Annotated in this window: 18 protein-coding genes; 8 read left to right on the forward strand and 10 right to left on the reverse strand. The window is 72.3% G+C overall.

Annotation, left to right across the window (positions count from 1 at the left end; translation table 11 throughout):
- Window positions 1–578 precede the first annotated feature (578 nt).
- The 3 genes from Aiant_RS36705 (at window position 579) to Aiant_RS36715 (ending at window position 3,742) form a co-directional block, all read left to right on the forward strand.
- Entirely contained in the window at window positions 579–1,532 is a 954-nt protein-coding gene (locus tag Aiant_RS36705; protein ID WP_189331655.1) for a sulfotransferase family protein, read from the forward strand.
- A gap of 51 nt (window positions 1,533–1,583) precedes the next feature.
- Window positions 1,584–2,495 (forward strand): glycoside hydrolase family protein, encoded by a 912-nt coding sequence (locus Aiant_RS36710; protein WP_189331654.1) that lies wholly within the window; start codon window positions 1,584–1,586, stop codon window positions 2,493–2,495.
- A gap of 254 nt (window positions 2,496–2,749) precedes the next feature.
- Window positions 2,750–3,742 (forward strand): serine/threonine-protein kinase, encoded by a 993-nt coding sequence (locus Aiant_RS36715; RefSeq protein WP_425322643.1) that lies wholly within the window; start codon window positions 2,750–2,752, stop codon window positions 3,740–3,742.
- Here the strand turns inward: Aiant_RS36715 and Aiant_RS36720 are convergent.
- Window positions 3,671–4,534, reverse strand: coding sequence for a universal stress protein (locus tag Aiant_RS36720; protein ID WP_189331653.1), 864 nt, complete (start codon window positions 4,532–4,534; stop codon window positions 3,671–3,673). The genes Aiant_RS36715 and Aiant_RS36720 overlap by 72 nt on opposite strands.
- On the reverse strand, window positions 4,531–5,940 hold the full coding sequence (locus Aiant_RS36725; protein ID WP_189331652.1) for an amino acid permease: 1,410 nt from the start codon (window positions 5,938–5,940) through the stop codon (window positions 4,531–4,533). Before Aiant_RS36725 ends, Aiant_RS36720 begins: the two co-directional genes overlap by 4 nt.
- A gap of 286 nt (window positions 5,941–6,226) precedes the next feature.
- On the opposite strand from Aiant_RS36725, the gene Aiant_RS36730 reads away from it, so the two are divergent.
- Complete coding sequence (locus Aiant_RS36730) at window positions 6,227–6,529, forward strand: STAS domain-containing protein (RefSeq protein ID WP_229830271.1); 303 nt, start codon at window positions 6,227–6,229, stop codon at window positions 6,527–6,529.
- Window positions 6,530–6,815: 286 nt separating this feature from the next.
- Here Aiant_RS36730 and Aiant_RS36735 read toward each other — a convergent pair whose 3' ends face one another.
- The 5 genes from Aiant_RS36735 to Aiant_RS36755 are packed head-to-tail and all read right to left on the reverse strand — an operon-like array spanning window position 6,816 to window position 13,364.
- A complete protein-coding gene (locus Aiant_RS36735) occupies window positions 6,816–8,072 on the reverse strand; it encodes a cytochrome P450 (protein ID WP_189331650.1) in 1,257 nt (418 codons plus the stop codon).
- 45 nt (window positions 8,073–8,117) lie between these two features.
- Window positions 8,118–10,310, reverse strand: a complete 2,193-nt coding sequence (locus tag Aiant_RS36740; protein WP_189331649.1) for a glycoside hydrolase family 9 protein — start codon at window positions 10,308–10,310, stop codon at window positions 8,118–8,120.
- A 32-nt stretch (window positions 10,311–10,342) separates the two neighbouring features.
- Window positions 10,343–11,581, reverse strand: a complete 1,239-nt coding sequence (locus tag Aiant_RS36745) for an ATP-grasp domain-containing protein (RefSeq protein ID WP_189331648.1) — start codon at window positions 11,579–11,581, stop codon at window positions 10,343–10,345.
- 13 nt (window positions 11,582–11,594) lie between these two features.
- Complete coding sequence (locus Aiant_RS36750) at window positions 11,595–12,284, reverse strand: alpha/beta hydrolase (protein WP_189331647.1); 690 nt, start codon at window positions 12,282–12,284, stop codon at window positions 11,595–11,597.
- 9 nt (window positions 12,285–12,293) lie between these two features.
- A complete protein-coding gene (locus Aiant_RS36755; RefSeq protein ID WP_189331646.1) occupies window positions 12,294–13,364 on the reverse strand; it encodes a tetratricopeptide repeat protein in 1,071 nt (356 codons plus the stop codon).
- Between the two features lie 313 nt (window positions 13,365–13,677).
- On the opposite strand from Aiant_RS36755, the gene Aiant_RS36760 reads away from it, so the two are divergent.
- Complete coding sequence (locus tag Aiant_RS36760) at window positions 13,678–14,103, forward strand: DUF5990 family protein (protein ID WP_189331645.1); 426 nt, start codon at window positions 13,678–13,680, stop codon at window positions 14,101–14,103.
- A 40-nt stretch (window positions 14,104–14,143) separates the two neighbouring features.
- Here the strand turns inward: Aiant_RS36760 and Aiant_RS36765 are convergent, their stop codons facing one another.
- On the reverse strand, window positions 14,144–15,133 hold the full coding sequence (locus Aiant_RS36765; RefSeq protein WP_229830270.1) for a zinc-binding dehydrogenase: 990 nt from the start codon (window positions 15,131–15,133) through the stop codon (window positions 14,144–14,146).
- 47 nt (window positions 15,134–15,180) lie between these two features.
- Window positions 15,181–16,809, reverse strand: coding sequence for a putative bifunctional diguanylate cyclase/phosphodiesterase (locus Aiant_RS36770; protein WP_189331644.1), 1,629 nt, complete (start codon window positions 16,807–16,809; stop codon window positions 15,181–15,183).
- 166 nt (window positions 16,810–16,975) lie between these two features.
- Here Aiant_RS36770 and Aiant_RS36775 point away from each other — a divergent pair, with 166 nt between their 5' ends.
- The 3 genes from Aiant_RS36775 (at window position 16,976) to Aiant_RS36785 (ending at window position 21,448) form a co-directional block, all read left to right on the forward strand.
- Window positions 16,976–19,984, forward strand: a complete 3,009-nt coding sequence (locus Aiant_RS36775; protein WP_229830269.1) for a DEAD/DEAH box helicase — start codon at window positions 16,976–16,978, stop codon at window positions 19,982–19,984.
- Window positions 19,977–20,795, forward strand: a complete 819-nt coding sequence (locus Aiant_RS36780; protein WP_189331642.1) for an SWIM zinc finger family protein — start codon at window positions 19,977–19,979, stop codon at window positions 20,793–20,795. The genes Aiant_RS36775 and Aiant_RS36780 overlap by 8 nt, the downstream gene beginning before the upstream one ends.
- A gap of 80 nt (window positions 20,796–20,875) precedes the next feature.
- A complete protein-coding gene (locus Aiant_RS36785; RefSeq protein ID WP_189331641.1) occupies window positions 20,876–21,448 on the forward strand; it encodes a hypothetical protein in 573 nt (190 codons plus the stop codon).
- Window positions 21,449–21,489: 41 nt separating this feature from the next.
- On the opposite strand, the gene Aiant_RS36790 is transcribed toward Aiant_RS36785, so the two are convergent.
- Window positions 21,490–22,899 (reverse strand): SDR family oxidoreductase, encoded by a 1,410-nt coding sequence (locus Aiant_RS36790; protein WP_189331640.1) that lies wholly within the window; start codon window positions 22,897–22,899, stop codon window positions 21,490–21,492.
- Between the last annotated feature and the right edge of the window lie 116 nt (window positions 22,900–23,015).

The raw sequence follows: 23,015 nt of genomic DNA on the forward strand, positions 1-23,015 counted from the left end.
GGGCGGCAATACGGCCGGTGACGCTATTCCTCAAATGGAGTTCGCATGGCCGCTCGCTTCAGGCCACGAATTTAGCAACGCATTACGTAGCGTCAACAGCCGTCGAGTTGGTCCCTCGTCACAGCCGATCGTCTGAGCGTGGATGTCGTCTGACCGAACGGCGATCTTGGTCACACCGCTACGGTCAGTAACCGACATACCGGCGCTGCGTGGATCTTCCCGGCGATTCACGCGTGACCGCTTCCGATCATGAGAAAGACGGATTTGCCGGAGATGTTCATACTGATGCGGTTTCGTCACTGTGGGTATCCGGGTCCGGCGCGCGTCACGGACCGTGTGCTGGCACCCTGGGGACTGTGGGAATGACGACCGAGGACGCCGCCTGTGTGTGCGGGCACCCCTTCGCGGCGCACCAGCACTACCGCGCCGGCAGCGAGTGCACGTTCTGCGGCCCGCGGCGGTGCCCCCGATTCCGGCGTCCGCGCTGGTGGCGGCGGTTCCTGCCCGCATCCTGAGCGGCCGGGTAGCGAATGCCTATCAGTTCTGTAGGCTTAGCTCACTTTCACGCAGGGGGCAACATGTCACTTCCCGACTTCCTGATCGCCGGAGTCCCCAAGGCGGGCACGACGGCCCTGCACGCGGCCCTGACCGCGCATCCCGAGCTGTTCCTGCCGTCGGTGAAGGAACCCAAGTTCTTCCTCTCCGACGGACCGCCGCCCAGCCACGGCGGACCCGGTGACGTGCAGACCTACCAGGAGCACGTCTGGCGCCGCGCCGATTACGAGGCGCTGTTCGACCCGGCCCCACCGGGGCGCAAGAAGGGTGAGGCCACCCCGTTCTACCTGCACGACGTGGCGGCCCACGACCGGATCAAGGCCCTCGTCCCGGACGTGCGGATCATCCTGCTGCTGCGTGACCCGGTCGACCGGGCGCACTCCAACTGGACCCACCTGTGGAACGCCGGCCTGGAGCCGGAGACCGACTTCCTGGCCGCCTGCCGGGCCGAGCCGGAACGCCGGGCGGCCGGCTGGGCGCAGTTCTGGCACTACCTCGACCTGGGCATGTACGGCCGCCAGGTGGAGCAGCTCTACCAGCGGTTCTCCCGCGACCAGGTGCTGCTGCTGCGGTATCGCGAGCTCAAGGACGCGCCGGCCGCCACCCTGGACCGGGTCTGCGCCTTCCTCGGGGTCCGCACCGGGCTGCTCGGCGCCATCCCCAAGGAGAACGTGAACCGGCACGTCGTCGAGGACAACGGGCTCAACCGGGTGCTGCGCGGCCTGCTCCGGTCCGGTGGCACCTTCGGCCACCACTTCCCGGTGCCGCTGCGGCTGGCCGCCCGGGGGCCGCTGCTCACCCTGCTGCACCGCAAGAAGGGCACCCGGCCGGTGACCACCCCGGCCGAGCGGGCCGAGCTGCTGCCGCACTTCGCCGCGGACATCGCGCTGCTCCAGGACGTGACCGGCGAGCGGTACGACGACTGGCTGAGCGTCGACCGACACGCCCGGATCGCAGATACCCCACCAATTCAATAGGCAATGGCAAAATTGACCGGTCAAGCCGAGAACGCGACCCGGGAGGCGACGTTGTCCGTCGGAACCACGGCCCTGCCCCTGCCCAGCTGGGAAGACTCCACGGTGGTGGTGGAGCCTCCGGGCACCGAGCCGGGGGCCTGGTCCGGCGCCCCCAGCACCATCACTGTGGACGGTTACGTGTATTTGGCGTACCGGCTGCGGCTGCCGATCGGCGCCGGCCGGGGGATCGCCAACGTGATCGCCCGCTCCGCCGACGGGCTGAACTTCGACGTGGTGGCCGAGGTGAACAAGGACCGCTTCGCCGCCGAGTCCCTGGAACGCCCGGCGCTGGTGCACACCCCGGACGGGCGCTGGCGGCTGTATGTCAGCGCGGCCACCCCGGGCACCAAGCACTGGCGGGTCGACCTGCTCGAGGCGGACACCCCGGAGGGGCTGGCCACCGCGGCGCCCCGGACCGTCCTGGCCGGCGACGAGAGCGCCGGGGTCAAGGACCCGGTGCTGCACCACGACGAGCACGGCTGGCACCTGTGGGCGTCGGTGCACCCGCTGGAGTCCTGGGACGACGCCGACCGGATGACCACGGAGTACGCCACCAGCCCGGACGGCGTGCACTGGACCTGGCGGCGGACCGCGCTGGCCGGCCGGCCGGGGCGCTGGGACGCGCGCGGGGTGCGGGTGTCGTCGGTGCAGGTGGTGGGCGACGAGATCACGGTGGCCTACGACGGGCGGGCGACGGCGGGGGAGAACTGGGAGGAGCGGACCGGCGTGGCCCGCGGCACGCGACTGCCGGACGGCACGTTCGGCGAGCTCACGGCCGAGGACCGGGAGCCGGTGGGCAGCCCGCATTCCCCGTACGGCCTGCGCTACCTGAGCCTGGTCGACGCTCCGGACGGGGCGCGACGGCTGTACTACGAGGCGACGCGGGCGGATGGGGCGCACGACTTGCGTACCGAAAAGGTCTGAGAGGGTCGTCACTCTCCGTGGGGGTGCCTGGCGAGGCCCCGAGCGCTCCGGCATAGCGTTGTGGACGGCGCCGACGGTTGCGCACAGTGACGTCGCGTTGATGAGGCGGGACTGGACCCACAAGGTCCGGTCCCGCCTTTTTCGATTTCTATGAATCGATTACCGACAATTCTTTTGACACTGTGGAGTGAATAGGTCGACGGTCTTCATGTTTGGGTTCGAGGCGCTCGGGTATCGGCGGGACCATCGCAATCTTGGAGGGGAGTGCCGTGCGGACACTGGGCGGGCGGTATGAACTGGTGCACCGCATCGGCCTGGGCGGGATGTCCGAGGTGTGGCGCGGGCACGACCAGGTCCTCGACCGCCCGGTCGCCGTGAAGATCATGGCGCCGGCCGTGGAGGGGACTCTCGGCGAGGCGGGCGTCGAGCTGATCCGCGCCGAGGCCCGCTCGGCGGCCCGGCTGGCGCACCCGAACGTGGCCGGGGTGCACGACTTCGGCACCTCGCCGGCGCCCGGGCGGCGCGACGTGCCGTACATCGTGATGGAGCTGGTCGAGGGGCAGACGCTGGGCCAGCACCTGGCGCTCGGCCCGCTGGACTGGCGGATCGGGGTGCGGATCTGCGCCGAGGTGGCCGCCGCCCTGGCCGCCGCGCACGCCGAGCAGGTGGTGCACCGCGACATCAAGCCGGCCAACGTGATGCTCACCCCGAGCGGCGCCAAGGTCCTCGACTTCGGGATCGCGGCGTCGGTCGGCGCGCCCGAGCCGGATCCGGACGGCCCGGTGATGGGCACCCCGGCCTACGTCGCGCCGGAGCGCTTCGAGGGGCTCCCGGCCACCCCGGCGTCCGACATGTTCGGTCTCGGCTCGCTGCTCTACCACTGCCTGGCCGGCCGGGTGCCGTGGACCACCAAGTCGCACACCGAGCTGATCCACGCCCAGCGGTACTGGGACCCGGAGCCGCTGCCGCGCCTGGACGGGCTGCCCCCGGAGGTGCTCGACCTGTGCTTCCGCTGCCTGCGCCGGGACCCGGCGGCCCGGCCGACCGCGCTGGTCGCCGCGCTGCTGCTGGCCGAGGCGGTGGACGCCCGGGTCTACGTGCCGATGGCCGACCTCGATCCGGTCACGCCCGCCTGGGACCAGCAGGCCATGGACGAGCCCACCTACCAGCGCAACTCAGGCACGCGGCACCACGACCAGTGGCAGACCGGCCCGGCGCAGCATGCGCCCCGACACGCCGCCGAGTAGCACCCGCCGGGCCGGGCCGTAGCCGCGGGACCCGCAGAACAGCACGTCCAGCCCGGTCAGCGCGGCCAGCTCCTCCACCACGTCGCCGGAGCGCAGCTCCCACTCCACCGTCACGTCCGGGACACTGGCGGCGGCCTTGCGGAGCGCCTCCTCATAGGTCTCCCGGGCGGTGTCCAGAAACGCCCGCTCGGCGTCGTCGCCGATCAGGAACGGCAGCGCCGCGTCACCCCCGGCCACCACGGTGACCAGCAGCAGCGGGCTGCCGGTCCGCCGGGCCAGCCCGGCCGCCGCGTCGAGCGCGGCCCGGCCGTCCGGGGTGTCCACGTAGGCGACGCCGATCCGGCCGACACTGCCGGGTGCCGCCGGGCAGCCGGACGGGGTGACCGCGACCGGGCAGACGCTGCCGGCCAGCAGCCGCTCGGCGGTGCTGCCCGCGAAGATCCGGGCGGCCGGCGCGGCGGCCCCGGAGCCGACCACCAGCAGCGCCGCGCCGGACTGCTCGGCCAGGTCGTGCAGGCCGTGCGCGGGCGAGCTGGACGCGACGATCCGGTAGTCCACGCCCGGCGGGTCGTCCAGGGTGGAGCGGGCCTCGGCCAGCACCCGTTCGGCTGCCTGGTGCCGGTCGGCGATCCACTCGGCGTCGACCCGGCCGGAGCCGATCGCCGACGGGGCCGGATGCACGACCGCCACGACGAGCGGCGCTTGGTACGCCTCGGCGAGCCAGCGCCCGAGGGCCAGCGCGTCGGCGGTGCCCGGGCTGTGGTCGGCGCCGACGATGACGGGCGCGGTCATGACTCGGCCTCCTGCCGCAGCCGGGAGTGCCGGTAGCCGTAGAGCGCGTAGATGATCAGCCCGGCCGCCAGCCACACCACGAACCGGATCCAGGTGTCCAGCGGCAGGTCGGACATCAGGTAGACGGCGAACGCCACGCCGATCAGCGGCAGCACCGGCGACCACGGCACCCGGTAGGGCCGCGGCATCTCCGGCCGGGTCCGGCGCAGGATGATCACCCCGATGTTGACCAGAACGAACGCGAACAGCGTGCCGATGTTGACCAGTTCCACGATCTTGCCGAGCGGGACCAGCGCGGCCAGGATCGCGATCAGGACGCCGAGCAGGAAGGTCAGCCGGGCCGGAGTGCCGTAGCGCGGGTGGACGGTGGCCATCTTGCGGGGGAGCAGGCCGTCGCGGCACATGGCGAAGAAGATTCGGGTCTGTCCGTAGAAGATCACGATGACCACGCTGGTGATCGCGATGACCGCGCCCAGCGCCAGGATCCCGGCCGCCCAGCTCATCCCGGCGCCCTGGTCGAGGGCGGCCGCGAGGGGCGCGTCGCTGTCCTTCATCTGGTCGGGGCTGGCGATGCCGAGCGCGCCGACGGTGGTGAGCACGTAGAACACCGTGCAGATGGCGAGCGAGCCGAGGATCGCCCAGGGCAGGTCGCGGGACGGGTTGCGGGCCTCCTCGCTGCCGGTGGAGACCGCGTCGAACCCGATGTAGGCGAAGAAGATGATCGCCGCGGCCGCGGTTATCCCGTCCACGCCGGCCGGGGCGAACGGGTGGAAGTTGCCGGTCCCGAAATTCGCGAACGCCACCACGATGAAGAAGACCAGCACGACCAGCTTGATGACGACCATCACCAGGTTGACCCGGGCGCTCTCGGTCACACCGCGGACCAGCAGGAACGTGATGGCCAGGACCACGAAGACAGCGGGCAGGTTGAAGATGCCGCCGTCCTCCGGGGACTTGGCGATGGCGTCCGGCAGGCTGTAGCCGAACGCCGCGTCCAGGAACGCGTTCAGGTTGCCGCCCCAGCCGATCGCGATGCCGGCCACCGAGACGCCGTACTCCAGGATCAGGTCCCAGCCGATGATCCAGGCGACGATCTCACCCAGGGTGGCGTACGTGTAGGTGTACGCGCTGCCGGAGACGGGGATCGACGAGGCCAGCTCGGCGTAGGACAGTGCCGAGAACGCGCAGGCCACGGCCGCCAGCACGAACGACAGGATGACGGCTGGCCCGGCGATCCCGGAACCCTTGCCGATCACCACGAAGATTCCGGTCCCGATGATCGCGCCGACCCCCATCGCGGTCAGCTGGGTGACTCCGACCGCCTTCTTGAGCTCGGTGCCCTGCTCGGTCGTCTCGTGGATCAGCGATCCGACATCCCGGATCGCGAACAGTCCGGATCTGGCCATGCTGCGCCCCCTTCCGCTGCGTCAGGCTCACCGTCATCCCGCGTTCACCCCGCCCGCAAGCGGGCCGGGGAGACGATCAGCGCGATGTGGGAAGTTCGGTTCCCCCGCTTGCCTCCCGGCAGACCGGGTGGATGAAAAAACCTTTGGCGTACGGGTTGTGCGCCGTCCCGGATAAACCGCGCGGCAGCCTGCGAGGGGTACGTCAGGGCGGGTACGGTGGGTAGATCGGGCAAATCGCCCGACTCGTTATTTTCCGTGGAGCGGGGACGCGATGGGCGAGGCCGTGATGACGACACGGCGGCAGGCCGACGGCGCCACCGTCGTCGATGTGCGAGGCAGCCTCGACGCGGCCACCGTCGAGTCCCTGCGCGACGTGCTGCTGGACACCGTCCAGCGCGACCGACCCACCGCGATGATCGTCGACCTGACCTACGTCACCTTCATGGACTCGGTGGGCATCGGCGCCCTGGTGGCCGGCCAGCGCGCCGCCCGCGACATCGGCGCCCGCTTCCAGCTGCGCAACCCCAGCGAGTTCGTGCACCGCCAGCTCCGGGTGACCGGCCTGGCCGACCTGCTGGGCTGCATCTAGCCGTCTTCGGCTGTTCCTGAGGACCATCCGCGCTGCCGCGAGGTCGCTGTCCTTCTTGCGGATTTTCATTTTGTACGACTGGCAGCCCTGTGGCAGTCGGCTCGCGAGGCCCCGGCCCGCTCACGACCGCGGCGCGTGTCGTGCGGGTTCGCCGGTGGCCCGCGCGGTCCCGGCCCGCTCACGGGCGCGGCGCGCGTGGGGTTCGCCGGCGGCCCGCGCGGTCCCGGCCCGCTCGCAGCCGTGCAGGCGGGGGCGGGACTGCTCTGGGCGTACCGAAAAGGGGTTCTTAGTGGGCGGCCATGGCCCGGGCGCGCAGCGGGAGGGACAGCGGACCGCGGATGATGCTGGCGTCCCGGCGGCGCAGCGGGCCGGCGCGCCGGAGGTCCGGGAAACGCTCGGCCAGCATCCGCAGGGCGATCCCGGCCTCCAGCCGGGCCAGGGGAGCGCCGACGCAGTAGTGGATGCCGCTGGAGAAGGCCAGATGATCCACCTCCGGAACGCGGTGCAGATCGAACTGGTCGGCGCGGGCATAGGCCGCCGGATCCCGGTTGGCGCCGCCCAGGAGCGAGACGACGAACTGGCCCCGGCGGACCGGGACCCCGGCGATCTCCACGTCCTCCCGGGCGCACCGCGCGGTGCGCTGCACCGGCGGATCCCAGCGCAACGTCTCCTCCACCGCCGCGTCCGCCAGCCCGGCCGGATCGGCGCACAGCGCGGCCCACTGCGCGGGATGGTCGAGCATCGCATTCATCGCGTTGCCGATCAGGTTGACGGTCGTCTCGAAGCCGGCCACGAGCAGCAGCCGGCACATCGGCAGCAGCTCGTGCGACTGGATCTGATCACCCTCGGCGGCCAGGATGCGGCTCACCGCGTCGTCCGCCGGCTCCCGGCGGCGCAGCACGAAGAGCCGGATGAACACCTCGTCGATGGCGTTGCTGGCGGCCATCAGCCGGGCCGCGTGGCGCAGCGAGCGCACCCCGTCGAGGGCGCTCCCGACCACCGCGCCGTGCGCCGCGAACGCCTCGGCGTCCGCGTCCGGCACACCCATCAGATCGGTGATCACCGCGATCGGCAGCGGCGCCGCGAAGTCGCTGACCAGATCGAACGTTTCCTTGCCGGCGGCCCGGTCGAGCAGCTCGCCGACCACCCGCTCGACGCGCGGGCGATAGCCGGCGATCTGTTTCGGGCTGAACACCGGCTGGGCGAGACGGCGCAGCCGGGTGTGCTCGGGCGGGTCCTTGTCCAGGAACGACATGTCGATCTCGTCGCCCGGCGCGCCCGGCCCGTTCATCGCCACCGCGCGTGGCCCGAACCGCCGGTCGCGCAACACGCCGTTGCAGACGGCGTGCGTCGCGGACGCGTAGTTCCCCAGCCGGGTCGGCATCAGTGGCCCGTACGCCCGCACCTCGTCATAGACCCGGTACGGATCCGCCCGGCCCTCGGCCAGGTGCAGACGGGACAGGGGATCCCGCCGCACCCGGCCCCAGTAGTTGATGGCGAGCTGGCGTGCGTACAGAGCGGCGGCGAATCGCAACGCTTGCATGCTGGGCACGTTACGCCACGATGCGCCGCCGCCACGGTAGGTGATCTAGTGGAGTTCGGCGACGTACCCGGTCAGGCGAGCCAGCGCCGCGTTCCAGTTGACGGTCAGCTCGTTGGTGGACCAGGACTGGATGTCGTCGATGTAGCAGAACTGGCCGACGCAGCCCTTCAGCTTCTCCTGCGCCAGCGGGTCCTGGATCGACGAGTTCGGTCCGCCGGCGAGGCTGCCGACCGGCGGGTGCGGCAGGGCCGGGTCGAGCTGGTGGGCGTACCAGCGGCTGTGCTCGTTCTGCGCGCTGACCTCGCCGTACCCGGTGACGTAGGAGCGGTTCAGCGCGTTCCGGCCGAACAGCCAGTCGAGGCCCGTGAGCAGGCCGTACTCGTACTTGTACTGGCCGGTCAGCTGGTGCGCGGCGGTGAGCACCACCAGGTTGTTGGCGATGACGCTGGACGAGCCCCAGTCCCACACGTTGTTCGGCGGGGCGTACGCGATGCCGTACGCCTGCGCCTGCTGGATCGCCAGGTACTTGTCCGCGCCGGCCACCACCTGCGCCTTCACCTTGCCGAGGCCGGGCAGCTTGTTCGGGATCAGCGCCAGGTCCAGCTTCGCCGGGGCCGCGGTGGCCGCCCAGTCGAACGCGACCGGTCCGAACGAGTCGGCGGTGTGCTCGGGCGAGGTGGTCACGTCGGTGGCGTACTGCTTCTCGCCGGTGGTGAGGAACAGCTCGGCGGCCGCCCAGTAGAAGTCGTCGGACACCTTGGCGTCGTTGTAGGCGCCACCGCCGGTGCCGTCGGACTCCGGGGCGAGCACGATCGGGTTGGTCTTCGCGGCGGTGTACGCCTTCTTCGCCGCGGCCAGCGCCCGGGCCGCGAACGCCGGGTCGTAGCGCTTGTAGATCCGGGCCGCCTGCGCCGCGGTGGCGGCCAGGTTCAGCGTCGCCGCCGTGGAGACCGGGTGCAGCTCACGCGGCTGCGGGTCGGCCGACGGCAGCAGCGGCAGGCCGGTCCACGCCGCGTCGTGGATCTTGTGGTGCACCATGCCGTTCGGCGCCTGCATCTTGAGCAGGAACTCCAGCTCCCAGCGGGCCTCGTCGAGGATGTCCGGGGTCGCGTCGCCGCTCTCCGGGATGTTCAGGCTGACCTTGCGGACCTGCTTGGACTGCTCGTACTCGCTGAGCAGGCCCCAGACCGAGATGCCGCCGTTGACGACGTACTTGCCGTGGTCGCCGGCGTCGTACCAGCCGCCGCGCACGTCGAGCCGGTAGTCGCAGACGCCGGGCTGGCACGGGACGTTGCCGTCACCCTGGTTCGGGGCGACGTCGACGTGCCCGGCCGGGCGGCCGTACCCCGGGCGCAGCGCGTCGGCGATCGCGATGCCGGAGCGCTGGGTGTAATAGAACTTCAGCGAGTCGGCGCGGAGCCGCTGGTACGCGTCCCCGCCGATGTCGAACGGCCGGGACGTCTCGCCGTCCACGGTCAGCGTGTAACCGGTGCCCTTGCGGCTGTTCCCGGAGAAGTCGACGGTGTGCACGTTCTGCCCGGACGACACGTCCACGCCGCGCGGCTCGGTGCGGCCGGTGTCGACGACCCGACCGGCGCTGTTCCGGAGCTCCCAGAGCAGCGGGGTGGTCTGGTCGGTCACCAGCGTGGCGACCTTCGGGCCGGAGGGCAGGTAGCTCACCTGGTTCACCCGGACCCGCGGCCCGGTGTCCGGCACGTAGACCTCCGGCGGCACCCCGCCGACCAGCGAGACGTTGTCCACGCAGAAGTGCCACGGGTCGGCGCTGCCACCGAGCTGGAAGGCCACCTGCCCCTGCGCGGTGTCGGCCGAGGCGGTGAACGTGTACTCGTAGTGCTGCACGGCGCCGAGCACGGGCGACTGCTCGAAGTACGTGTCGTAGGGGCTGACCGCCAGCCCGGTGATCGCCCGCACCACGTGCCCGGCGTCCCCGGAGGCGTCGAAACTGAACCGGTACGTCTCACCGGCGACGAGATCGATGTCGTTCTGCCCGACCGCGGCGTCCCACCGGTTGGCGGTGCCGCCGGGCACGTCCACGCAGGCCCGCCCGTCGCTCAGCGCGATGGGCATGCCGGAGGTGGACCAGAAGGGGTCGGTGCCGTTGTCGAATCCGCCGTTGACGACCTGTTCGACCTCCTCGGCCTGAGCAGGCGCGGAGGCGGCGCCGGCGAGTAACAGGGTCGCCGCGGCAGCGGCGAGGGAGCGCTCCCATAGATGCATGGAGACATATTGGTTACCCGTGTGTTACCACGTCAACGTCCTTGGTCGCGGATCCAGGCGTCGATCAGGCCACCGAAGTGCCCGAGGAACTTCTCGTGCTCATGAACCGGGTAAGTTGCGCGCACCGTTTCGCGCAGCAGCGAGCGGAACTCCTCCGAGGTCACCCAGTCGTAGACGATGTCGTCGACGTTGCTCAGATGCTTGTCGCAGAACTCGCGGTACCGGTCGATTTCGAAATACCGGTCGGCGAGTTCTCGATAACCGGACAATTTGTCTCTATACGTGAGATCGGGGTCATCGGCCACCGCGAAGTAGTCCCGGGTGTCGGTGTCCAGCCGCATCCGCCGCTCGGTCACCACGCAGAACACCGTCCAGCGCACCAGCGCCGCCATCGCCCACGGGAAGTAGTAGTGCAGCGAGGTGAGCGCCACGTCCGGGCAGGCGTTGGCATAGTCGATCGGGTACACCTCGTCGCCGCGCACCAGCGTCTCGCACGAGTTGAACTCCCACCGGAAGAACGCGTTGACCAGCCGGGAGACCGTCACCACCTCGTCGCCGGCGGAGTCCGACAGGAAGTGGTGGTCGACCTGGTACCGGGTGTGCATCGGCTGGTCCGGCTGGAACCGCATCACCATGGTCTCCGGCCCGATGGTCAGCGACCGGGCGAACACGTCGTAGTCCTCGACCGACGCCTGCAGGTGCATCAGCCGCTCACCGGAGGCGTCGTACGCCGCGTGCAGCTCGTCCGCGTTGCGGATCTTCGAGACGCCGACCCAGGCGCCGCCGTCGTACGGCTTCATGTACAGCGGATAGCCGATCGACGCGGCCGTCGCCTCCAGGTCGAACGACTTGTTGTAGCGCGCCGCCGTGTACGCCCACCGCGAGTTGTCCAGCGGGTTCTTGAACGGCACCAGCACCGTCTCCGGCACCTTCAGCCCGAGCCGCATCATCGCGCAGTACGCCGCGTGCTTCTCCATCGACTGGAACGTGAACGGGCTGTTCAGCAGGTACACGTCGTCCATCAGCGCGATCTTCTTGAGCCACTCCCGCGGGTGGTAGTACCAGTACGCCAGCCGGTCGATGACCAGCTCGTGCCGCGGCTGGTCGCGCAGGTTGAAGGGCTCGATGGTGACCCGCACCGACCGGGTCCGGTGGGTGCGCCCGTCGCCCGCGGTGACGGTGCCGAGCCGGCGCAGCAACGCCTCGTAGGCGCGTGGCCAGTCGTCCTCGGTGCCCAGCAACAGTCCGATGGTGTGCTCGACGTCGGCCACGGTCGCCTCCGATTCAGTCCGGCCAGACCCGGCTCAGCAGGGTGGTCAGGTGCGGGTCCAGGGTGTTGCGCCAGTTGTCCCAGTCGTGCCCGCCCGGGCCGACGGCGAGATCCACCGAATACCCCTGTTTCGCCAGGGCATCCGTCATGTCCCGGTTGTTCGCCAGGTTCTCCTCGGCGGCGCCGCAGGTCAGGGTGGCCGGGACGGCGGGGCCGGAGGAGGCGGTGAGCACTCTCCGGACGTACCGGATGATCCGCGACCAGTGCCGGAACCCGGACTCCTGCCGGTCGTGCCGCGGCTGGAAGAAGCTGCCGGACTGCAGGAACAGGCCGGCGAAGCCGGCCGGGTGCGAGCGCTGCGCGTGCAGCATGGCGAGCGCGCCGAGACTCACCCCGGCACCGACCGCGCGGCCCGTGCCGAGCCGCGCCCGCAGCCGGGGCAGCACGTCGAGGGCGAGCGAGTCGGCCCACGCCGGACACGCCGAATACCAGTCCAGGCGGTCCCCGGGCGGCAGCAGCACCAGGTGATAGCGCCCGGCCGCGGCGGCGTGCGCGGCCAGGCCGCCACGCTCCCGGTACTCCGGGCCGTCGTGGGCCACCAGCATCCGATCGGTGCGCTGGTCAGGTGACCAGACGCTGGCGGTGATCGAGGAGCGCAGCCGGGGCAGCGGAAGGCGGACCCTGCGCCATCGGCCCGCTCCCATGCACGCACATTAACGCCGCGCCGCCGATCCCGCCGTGGAACCGAGCTCGGCCATCCGCGCCGCGACGTCCTCGACGAGCGCCGGATCCCCGGTCGCCGCCGCGGCCCGCGACAGCGTCGCCAGCGCCGCGGCGCCATGGTCCGGCGCACACTCCGGCAGCAGCGCCGGCAGCCGCGCGGTCAGCAGCTCGACCGCCGCCCGCGGGTGGCCGCGGTGCCGATGCAGGAAACCGCCCCGCATGGTGACCGCCTCGACCGCGTTGTCCGCCCCGACCGAATGATGCACCGCCAGCTCCGCCGCGTGCCGCGTCAGCCGATCCACCCGCGCGTGATCCCCGCGCAGCGCGGCGGCGTCCGCCCGATTCAGCACCGACCGCAGATAGTCGTCAAGTGCCTCCGGGAGCACACTGCGGAACAGCCGCTCCGCCGCCCCGAAATACCGCTCCGCCTCCGCCAGGCGCACCCAGCCCACCCGGTCCGCCGCCTCGTCCTCCGGCTCCGCTCGCGGCCCCTCGACCGGCCGCGCTTGCGCCTCGTCGTCCAGCCGCGCGCGCGGCCCGTCGTTCGGTCGCGGCCCGTCACTTTCCCGCGGTCCGTGGCTTCTCCGCGACCCGCCGCTTTCTCTCGGCCCGTCGCTTTCCCTCGGCCCGCTGCCGGGTTGCGGCTCGCGGCCCGGATTCGCCGGCGGCAGCGCGCCGGCCAGCTGCGCCAGCTCGACCTCGACCACCGCGAGATTGTCGTAGGTGATCGCCCGCCCCACCGGATCCCCGACCAGCGGCCCGACCTCCAGCGACCGCACCAGATAGCGCCGGGCCGCCGCGAGCTCACCCCGCTCGTGCGCGCTGAGCGCCAGATTGTTGAGGATCGCCGAATGCGTCGCGGGATCCGCGCCGTCCACCCCGCCGATCACGGCCAGCGCCCGCGCGAAACACTCCGCCGCCTCCGCCGGCCGCCCGGCCCGGCGCAGCAACTCGCCACGCTCGTTCTCGTGAGCCGCCGCGCTCACCGCCGCGTGCGCACTGCGATAGACCTCGGCTGTCCTGGTCGCCGCGGCGTGCGCACTCCGGTAGACCTCTGCCACCCGTCAATCATAAAAGCGACAAATCGTAAAAACCTCCAAGCCAAACCCCCTTCTTGTACGACCTGGGCACAGTCCCGTGGCTGAGCGCGACGTCCGCCCGCCCTCCGGGCCGCGACGCCGCGCCGGGCTGAATCCCCACCTCACCGAACATGTGCCCCGCCCAGCCGCCGCTCCCACACCCGGGGCTGTCCCCGCCCGGCCGGTGTCGCGCGTCTCGCCGGGTGCTCGGGGCGGGACGCTGCGGGCGTACCGGAAAGGGTTTGACCGGTGGGGGAAGCGGGCCGGGGGCGAGAAGCGGCCTAGGGTTGTCGGGGTGCGGATCCGGATCGAGGGGCGGGAGCTTCCACAGTCGCCGGAGCTGCGGCTGAACAACGTGCACGTCGGGATGCAGCGGCGCTCCGAGGTGGTCGGCCGCGTCTCGGTGACCGAGAATGACGCGGTCTGGGAGCTCGAGGTCGCCGGGCGGGAGGTCGACGGGCTGCTCGACGTGGGCGGGCCGTGGGTGCACGGGCCGCCGGGGGCGCGGTTCCTCTATCTGAGCTGGGGCGCGGTGCACGGGGCGGACTTCGTGATGTTCCGGCGGGCCAAGCTGATGTTCGGGGACGTGCCGACAGAGCTGCTGCGGGACGCCTTCGACGAGAAGGGCGTGCTGGTCGGGCGGCTGTCGCTGACCGACCCGGCGGGGGATCCGCGCTGCGCGCGGGTCCGGCCGCCGGTGATCAGCTGGACGCTGGAATGACGCCGGCGACCGGCCGGGGCCCGGGTGGCGCCGGTGCCGGTCAGCCGGCGTCGGGGATGACGCCGATGACCTTGCCGCTGACGGCGCCGGTTTCGATGTCGTGGTGGGCGGCGGCGATGCGGTCGAGGGGGTAGGGCGTGATCGGGCCCAGCGACAGCGAGCCGTCGGCGAGCCGGTCCAGGGTGCGCTGGAGCACCTCGGCCGGCAGGTCCGTCGCGTCGCCGCTGTAGGAGGTCAGCCGCACGCCGGTCGGCAGGTAGGCGATCGGATAGAAGTCCTTCACGATCCACTCGTCGGCCAGCATGCCGGCGAAGCAGACCGTGCCGTGCACCCGGGTCGCCGCGAGGGTGTCCGGCAGTGTGGGGGTGCCGACCAGCTCGAGCGCGGCGTGCACCCCGTCCGGCACGATCTCGCGCACCCGGGCTGCGACCGCCCCGTCGTCCAGGATCGGGTGGTCGACGCCGTGTTCCGCCAGCTCGGCGAGGCGCGCCGGCTGCCGGGTGGTGGCCAGCACGGTCGCGCCGCGATCTTTCGCCAGGGCGGCGGCCGCGTAGCCGAGCGCCGACGTGCCGCCGCGGATCAGCAGCGTCTGCCCGGCGCGCAGGTCCAGGCCGGTGGTCAGCGAACCGTACGCGGTCTGCAACGTCTCCGGCACCGCACCGAGCACCTCCCGGGGCAGCGCCGACCGGAACGGGATGACCTGGGCGCGGGGCACCACCACGTACTCCGCGTACCCGCCGTCGAAGGCCCGGCCCATCCCGCCCATCATCGCGGCCACCTGCCGACCGGGTGGCAGAACCCCGTCCGGGTCGAGGTCGACCACCCCGGTCGCCTCGATGCCCGGGACGATCGGGAACCGGGCGTTCTCCGCGAACCCCAGCCTTAGGTGCAGCTCGGAGCGGTTGAGGCCGAAGGCGTGCACCCGGATCCGCACCCAGCCGGGCGGTGGCTCGGGCACCGGCCGCACCTGGACCCGAAGGTTGCCGGCGGGACCGGGACCGGTCAGCACGATCGCTCGCATCGTCGTCATGCCGGTCGCAACAGCATTCCGCCGAAGTAAATTCCCAGGAATTCACCTCAGGCCGACGCCGGCTCGGGGCGGCCGAAGTGGAAGCCCTGGAGCAGGTCGAAGCCGAGCTCGGTGAGGGTGTCGGCGGTGTGCGCGTCCTCGACGCCCTCGGCGACCAGGGTGAGCCCGAGGCCGTTCGCCATCCGCGCGACCGACTCGACGATCACCCGGTCCGGCGGCTGATGGATCCGGGCGACGAAGGAGCGGTCCAGCTTCAGCTCGTCCACCGGCAGCTGGGTGAGCAGCCCCAGCGACGTGTACCCGATGCCGAAGTCGTCGATCGCCACCCGCACACCCATCGCGCTCAGTGACCGCAAGCGATCAGCGCTCTCGGCCGGCCGGGTCATCACCGCGCTCTCGGTCACCTCGACGATCAGCGCGCGCGGCGGCAGGCCGGTCTCGGCGAGCAGGGCGCCGATCGTCGTCACCACCCGGTCCGACGCGAGGACCGGGGCCGCGAGATTCACGGCGACCGGCACGGTCCGGCCCGCCCGGTGCCAGGTTGCCGCCTGGCGTACGGCGTCGTCCAGCACCGCCGCGGTGAGCAGGTGGATCACGTCCGAGCGCTCGGCCTGAGGCAGGAACACGCCGGGCGGGAGCAGCCCCCGCCGCGGGTGCGACCAGCGGACCAGGGCCTCGACCGAGGCGGTCTCCCGGGTCTGCGCGTGCACCAGTGGCTGGTAGTGCAGGACCAGCTCGCGGTTGCCGATCGCGGCCCGCAGGTCGGTGTCCAGGCCGAGGTCGGTGTTCCCGGCCGCCAGCGCGGCGTGCCACAGCTCGACCTGGGTGCGGTCGCGTTTGGCCGCGTACATCGCGGTCTCGGCCCGGGTCAGCAGGTCCGCCGGATCCGTGCCGCAGGAGACCGCGATGCCCATCGAGGCCTCGACGGTGATCGGGACGCCGGCCACCGGGAACGGCCCCTCGATGGCGTGCAGCAGCTTGTGCCCGGCGTCGGCCGGGTCGATCCCGGGCCAGGCCGCCAGGTCCGGGGTGAGCACCGCGAACTTGTTGCCGCTGAGCCGGAACGCGCGAGCCGGCGCGCAGGCGCCGGTCAGGGCCGCGGCGACGTGCCGCAGCAGCTCGTCGCCGCGGGCGTGGCCGAGCGTGTCGTTGATCTCCTTGAACCGGTTGACGTCGACCACGAAGGCCGCCGCCCGGCCGGTCGCCCGCTGCTCCAGCAGGCTGCGCCGGTTGCCCAGGCCGGTCAGCTCGTCGGTGAGCGCCATCGTCTGATACTGCCGGCTCAGGTGCTCGACCAGCGGGCCGACCGGAGCCATCCCGACGCGGCCGTCGTCGAACGCGACGATCACCGGGATCGTCGTGAACGCGTCCGGCCGCGCCATCGCGGCCCGGGCCGCCTCGCTCCACCCGGTGGCGGCCGGCAGCGTCAGCGCCGGGCGGCGCAGCAGGCCGCGCAGCGGCTTGCGGTGCAGCAACGCCCGGCCGTAGCCGAGCCGGCCGGCCAGCACGAAGTCCAGGAAACCCCGGTCGACCAGGTAGAACTCGCCGTCGACGGCGGTCACCACGCCGAGCAGCCCGGGATCGGCGCGCAGCACCGCCTCGACCTCGCCCATCGGCGTGTCCGGGGCGGTGAGCGGCGCCGGTACGGCGAGGTCGGCCAGGGTCGGGGTACGCATCCGGCCACCTCCCCCTGGACCGCTCCGCTGCGGCGGATCACGATTATGCCCGCCTGCCCGGCATCGGGGCAGTCCACGCGTGAATCGTTTTCAGAACCGTCGCGCGACGGTCACATCGGCCGGTCGCCGCCGGGAAATGTCGGAGGGTCGGCCTAGAGTCGTCCGCGTGCCGAACCTGCTGCCTGCTGTCGAGCCCGCCGTCCGGGTCCTGCACGGATTCGTCTCCCGGGACGGCTCGCTCAACCTGTGGGCGGAGGGCGGCCCGACCGGCCCGGCCGGTGGCCGGGGCGTGCCGTGGCACCCGTTCGCCGTCCCGGCCGGCGACCTGCCGGCCGGTGAGCCGCGCGACCCGGCGTGGCTGCTCCTGCCCTCCACCGGCGCCGGGCCGCTGCCGTCGCCGCAGGTCGGCGTCCCGCCCCGGCGCGGCGTGCGGCGCGCCCGGGTCTGGCGGGTGCCGGCCGTCGGCGTGCCGTTCCTCGACGCCGACCTGGCCGCCGAGTTCGAGGGCCGGGTCGCGCCGAGCGTGCGCTGGCTGATCGAGCTGTGCGCGTTCGCCGCGAGCCTGGTCCGCCGGGGCCGGGTGCTGCCCGCCGTGCGGCTCGACGGCCCACGTCCCGCGGCGTGGTGGCGACCGGTTCTGATCGGGGCGGACGCGGCCCGGCACGCCACCCTGCTCGACCGCATGCCACCGGCCTGCCGCGCCGAGTCCGCCCCGGGCGCCGAGACCCGGCCGGCCCGCGCCGGCGACACCGGCGCCGGCGTGGCGGCCCCGGCCGAGCTGCTCGCCGCCGCGCTGGAGCGGCTGGTCGACGGCCTGGTCCGGACCCGTCTGGCGGAGACCGGGGTGACGCTCGCCGGTGACGGCTGGCTAGCCGCGCTGACCGGCGAGCCCGAGTTCCGGGCGCCACCCGACGAGCTGGACGAGCTGATCCGGGCGCTGGACGCGTGGTTCGCCCAGGCCGCGCGGGGCGCCGAGGTGCGGGTCTGCTTCCGGCTCAGCGACCCGCGCGAGCACGAGCCGGTGCTGCCCGCCGAGGTGCCGCTGCCCGAGGACGCCTGGCGGCTGGAGTTCCTGCTCCAGGCGGTCGACGAGCCGAGCGTGCTGGTCCCGGCCGCCGAGGTGTGGCGGGACAGCTTCGCCCCGCTGCGCCGGTGGACGCTGCACCCGCAGGAGCGGCTGCTCGCCGGGCTGGGCCGGGCCGCCCGGCTCTATCCGGCGCTCGCCGACGGCCTGCGCGCGGCACACCCGGCCGAGATGATCCTGGACGTCGAGGGGGCGCACGGGTTCCTCAGCCACGCCGCGCTGCTCCAGGAGGCGGGCTACGGCGTGCTGCTGCCGGCCTGGTGGCGGCGCAGCTCGGGGCTCGGCCTGTCGCTCCAGGTGCGCAGCCCGGAGCCGATCGCCCGGATCATGCGGGACCGCACCACCGGGCTGCGCGACCTGGTCGACTATCGGTGGGGGCTGGCGCTCGGCGGCCGCACGCTCACCGAGGACGACCTGGCCGACTTGGCGAAAGCGAAGGTGCCGCTGGTCAAGCTGCGCGGGCGGTGGGTGTTCCTGGACCCGGAGCGGCTGGCGGCCGGGCTGGCGTTCCTGCGCCGCGGCGGCGGGACGATGACGGCCGGGGACGCGCTGCGGGTGACCCGGCTGCTGCCGCCCGAGGACCTGCCACTGCCGGTGACCGACGCGCGGGGCGAGGGATGGCTGGCCGACCTGCTCAGCGGGGAGCTGGACGAGCGGCTGGAGCTGATCGAGCCGCCGGACGAGCTGCGGGCGGTGCTCCGGGCGTACCAAAAGCGGGGTTTCTCCTGGCTGGCCTTCATGGACTCACTCGGGCTCGGCGCGGTGCTCGCCGACGACATGGGGCTGGGCAAGACGATTCAGCTGCTCACCCTGCTGCTGCACCGGCGGGACGGTCCGGCGCTGCTGGTCTGCCCGCTGTCGGTGCTGGGCAACTGGCAGCGCGAGGCGGAGCGGTTCGCGCCGAGCCTGCGGGTGCGGGTGCTGCACGGCGCCGACCGGTCCCTGTCGGTCGACGACGTCGATCTGGTGCTGACCACCTACGCCACGGCGGTGCTCGACGCCGGCGAGCTGGCCGGGATCGCCTGGGACCGGGTGGTGCTCGACGAGGCGCAGCACATCAAGAACAGCGCGGGCGCGGCGGCCAGGGCGGTGCGGCGGTTCCCCGCTCGCAACCGGATCGCGCTGACCGGCACCCCGGTGGAGAACAGGCTGGCCGAGCTCTGGTCGATCCTGGACTTCGTGAACCCGGGGGTGCTCGCCTCGGCGCACACCTTCCGGGCCCGGTTCGCCGTGCCGATCGAGCGCTACGCCGACGAGGAGGCCGCGGCCCGGCTGCGGCAGGCCACCCGGCCGTTCCTGCTGCGGCGCACCAAGGCCGACCCGGGCATCGCCGGCGAGCTGCCGGCCAAGCGGCACGTCCGGCACCTGTGCGGGATGACCACCGAGCAGGTCAGCCTCTATCGCGCGGTCCTCGACGACCTGCTCGAACGGCTCGCCGAGCGCAACCAGGCCCGGCACAAGGGCCTGGTCCTGGCCGCGATGACCAAGCTGAAACAGGTGTGCGTGCACCCGGCGCTGCTGCTCAAGGACGCGTCCCCGCTGCCCGGCCGATCGGGCAAGGTGGACCGGCTGGAGGAGATCGTCGACCGGGCGCTGGGGTCGGGGGAGAGCGTGCTGGTGTTCACCCAGTTCGCCCGGTTCGGCGGGATGCTGGCGCCGCACCTGGCCGCCCGTTTCGGGGTGCCCACGCCGTTCCTGCACGGCGGCACCCCGCGCGGCGCCCGGGACGCGATGGTCGCCGAGTTCCAGCGGGCCGAGCGGCCGGGCGTGTTCGTGCTGTCGCTCAAGGCCGGCGGCACCGGGCTGAACCTGACCGCCGCCAACCACGTGGTGCACCTGGACCGGTGGTGGAACCCGGCGACCGAGACGCAGGCCAGCGACCGGGTGTTCCGGATCGGGCAGCGCCGCGACGTGCACGTGCACACCCTGGTCTGCCTGGGCACCCTGGAGGAGCGGATCGACCAGCTGCTGACCGACAAGGGCGTGCTCGCCGAGCGGGTGGTCGGCTCCGGCGAGGGCTGGCTGACGGCACTGTCCACGAGCGAGTTGCGCGACCTGTTCGCGCTGGCACCGGAGGCGATCGTTGACTGATTTCGCACCCGCCTTCCTCGGCATGTTCGAGTCGCTGCGGATGGGGTCGACGTTCTCCCGCGGGCGCCGGGACGAGCGGGCCGGGCACGTCCGCAGCCTGACCATCTCGTCGAGCCTGGCCGTCGCGCAGGTGCGCGGGCCGGACGATCCGACCGCGTTCCGGGCCCGGATCGCGGTCCGGGCGTTCGGCGCGGCCGACTGGGCGCGCATCGAGTCCAAGCTGGTCAAGGAGGCGGGCTATCTGGCCGGCCTGCTCGACGGGCGGATGCCACCGGGGATCGAGGGGGTCTTCGCCGAGTCCGGGCTGACGCTGCTGCCGCTGTCGCTGGACGAGGTGGCGATGGACTGCACCTGCGAGCGGTGGCCGATGCCGTGCGTGCACCTGGCCGCGACCTGTTACGCGCTGGCCCGCGCGTTCGAGACGGATCCGTTCGAGGTCTTCGCCTGGCGGGGCCGGCACCGGGACGAGCTGTTGATGCGGTTGCGCCGCCTGCGGGAGGCCACCGCTGTCGACGACGCCGGTTCCCCCCAGGGCGGGTTCGCCGGTGCTGCCAAAACGACCACCGAGGCGGAAAGCTCCGGCGGGCCGGACGTGCCGCCGATCGACCTGGACGACCCGGACAGCTTCTGGGGCACCTTTCTAGATCTTGGCGAATCGCCTGATCAGGCCGTCTCCGGCGGGCGTTCCGACGCGTTGCTGGACCAGCTCGATCCGCCGCGGCTCACGCATCACGGGCGTCCCATAAACGAGGTGCTTCGTGTTGCCTTTCGGAGCCTTTCGGACACGCCGGGGGTCGGCCGAACGGATTAGATCCCCGGAAACGGCGAAACGCCTTCAGCGGCCGTGATGCGCTAGGCACGTAATGGCGTTATGTCCGAAAAAGGTGTGACATGAACAAGGCACAGCGTGTCCTCGCGCTCGCCGGCATGGGTTTCGCCGCCGGCGCGATGATCGGCATGGGCCCGGCGCAGGCCGCCCCGTCCGCGACCCCGACGTCCTCCGGCGGCGGCAGCGCCACCCGGGCATCCGACTGGGGCGACGAGCACGTGGTCGGCTACTACCGCACCGAGTGGTCGTGCGAGCGGGCCGGCTGGACCGGCAAGCGGTACGGCGCGTGGTACGACTACGACTGCGACCCGGTCCGTTACGGCTGGCGCGGCTGGGTGTTCCGGCTGGTGGTCGACGAGGACGACTGGGAATGGGACGACTGGCGCGGCTCGTGGCCGGGGGACTGGCCGTACCGGCCGGATTACGCGGGGCGGCCGTTCCACATCCGGGGGGACCACGGTCCGCACCACGGATGGCCGCACGGCGGTCCGATGGGATTCCCGCCGAAGGGTGGTCATGACGATCACGACTGGCACAAGGGGAAGCCCGACGGGCCGGATGATCTGAAGGGCCAGCCGCCGAAGGGGATGCCTCCGAAGGGTCCCGGCGACAAGGTCGGATGGCCGAAACCGTAGTTGGCCCGGGGGCCGCACCGATGGGTGCGGCCCCCGGTCGCTCACCAGGCCACCGGCACGTAGTCCTTCAGGAAGCAGCCGTAGACGTCCTCGCCCTGCTCGCCGCGGACGATCGGGTCGTACACCCGGGCCGCGCCGTCGACCAGGTCGAGCGGGGCGTGGAAGCCCTCCTCGTGCAGCCGCATCTTGGTCGGGTGCGGCCGCTCGTCGGTGATCCAGCCGGTGTCCACACTGGTCATCAGGATGCCGTCGGCGAACATGTCGACCGCGCTGGTGCGGGTCAGCATGTTCAGCGCGGCCTTGGCCATGTTGGTGTGCGGGTGGCCGGCGCCCTTGTAGCCGCGGTTGAAGATGCCCTCCATGGCGGAGACGTTCACCACGTAACGCCGGGGGAACGGTGACGCGGTCATCGCCGGGCGCAACCGGCTGACCAGGATGAACGGCGCCGTCACGTTGCACAGCTGGACCTCGAGGAGCTCCAGCGGGTCGACCTCGTGCACCCGGTCGCTCCAGCTGTTGGTCGCCGTGGTGTCCGGCACCAGCCCACCCGCGTCGATCGCCACCGAGCGGGCGGTCAGCGCCAGCTCGGTGATCTGCTGCGGGGTCAGCGAGCCGGCCCCGGCGGTGAGCACGGCGGCCGGGGAGGAGCCGGCACCACCGAAGTACTCCAACTCGGGCAGCTTGCCGCTCGGCAGCGGCTCGGCCTCGGCGGCCGCGATCGCCGAGTACGCCCCGGCGGTCCGTCGCACGGTCTGCGCCGCGTTGTTGACCAGGATGTCCAGCGGGCCACGAGCCGCCACCGACTCGGCCAGCCCGACCACCTGCGCCGGATCCCGCAGGTCGATGCCGACCACGTGCAGCCGGTCGATCCAGTCGGCGCTGTCCGGCATCGCGGTGAACCGGCGCACCGCGTCGTGCGGGAACCGCGTGGTGATCGTCAGATCCGCCCCGTCCCGCAGCAGCCGCAGCGCGATGTACATGCCGATCTTGGCCCGGCCGCCGGTCAGCAGCGCCCGCCGCCCGCGCAGGTCGGTCCGCGCGTCCCGGCGGTCGTGGTTGAGCTTGGCGCAGCCCGGGCAGAGCTGGTGGTAGAACGCGTCGACCACGGTGTAGCGCTGCTTGCACACGTAACAGCCGCGGGCCTGCTTCAGCACACCCGCGGTGGCGCCGGCGGTCGCGCTCTTCAGCGGGATGCCGGCGGTCTCGTCGTCGATCCGCCCGGGCGCCCCGGTCGCGGTCGCCGCGGTCACCGCCCGGTCGTTGGCCAGCACGGCCTCGCGCCGCTCCTTGCGCCGCTGAATCTTCACGGTCTTGAACAGGCCCGCGGTCGCCCGCCGCACGGACACCGCGTCCGGGTGCTCCGGCGGCAGAGCCTCCACCTCGGCCAACACGGCGAGACAGACCGCCAGGCGGTCCGGGTCGACGCCCACGGTCGGGTCACTGCCGGTCATCCGAAACTTCCCCCTCTGCACTGCGCTGACGGAGGCACTGTATTACCCGCGCCTCCTATCGGCCGCCGCGCGCGTCTCGCAAGGGGTCCCGGTCACCCGTCTTCGTCCTCGGCCAG

The sequence above is a fragment of the Actinoplanes ianthinogenes genome, from assembly GCF_018324205.1.
GTDB lineage: Bacteria > Actinomycetota > Actinomycetes > Mycobacteriales > Micromonosporaceae > Actinoplanes > Actinoplanes ianthinogenes.

Coding starts and splice junctions, on each gene's coding strand:
- Aiant_RS36705 (WP_189331655.1), top strand. CDS start 579: ATGTCACTTCCCGACTTCCTGATCGCCGGAGTCCCCAAGGCGGGCACG.
- Aiant_RS36720 (WP_189331653.1), bottom strand. CDS start 4,534: ATGACCGCGCCCGTCATCGTCGGCGCCGACCACAGCCCGGGCACCGCC.
- Aiant_RS36750 (WP_189331647.1), bottom strand. CDS start 12,284: ATGGGAGCGGGCCGATGGCGCAGGGTCCGCCTTCCGCTGCCCCGGCTG.
- Aiant_RS36765 (WP_229830270.1), bottom strand. CDS start 15,133: ATGACGACGATGCGAGCGATCGTGCTGACCGGTCCCGGTCCCGCCGGC.
- Aiant_RS36785 (WP_189331641.1), top strand. CDS start 20,876: ATGAACAAGGCACAGCGTGTCCTCGCGCTCGCCGGCATGGGTTTCGCC.
- Aiant_RS36730 (WP_229830271.1), top strand. CDS start 6,227: ATGACGACACGGCGGCAGGCCGACGGCGCCACCGTCGTCGATGTGCGA.
- Aiant_RS36790 (WP_189331640.1), bottom strand. CDS start 22,899: ATGACCGGCAGTGACCCGACCGTGGGCGTCGACCCGGACCGCCTGGCG.
- Aiant_RS36770 (WP_189331644.1), bottom strand. CDS start 16,809: ATGCGTACCCCGACCCTGGCCGACCTCGCCGTACCGGCGCCGCTCACC.
- Aiant_RS36735 (WP_189331650.1), bottom strand. CDS start 8,072: ATGCAAGCGTTGCGATTCGCCGCCGCTCTGTACGCACGCCAGCTCGCC.
- Aiant_RS36740 (WP_189331649.1), bottom strand. CDS start 10,310: ATGCATCTATGGGAGCGCTCCCTCGCCGCTGCCGCGGCGACCCTGTTA.
- Aiant_RS36725 (WP_189331652.1), bottom strand. CDS start 5,940: ATGGCCAGATCCGGACTGTTCGCGATCCGGGATGTCGGATCGCTGATC.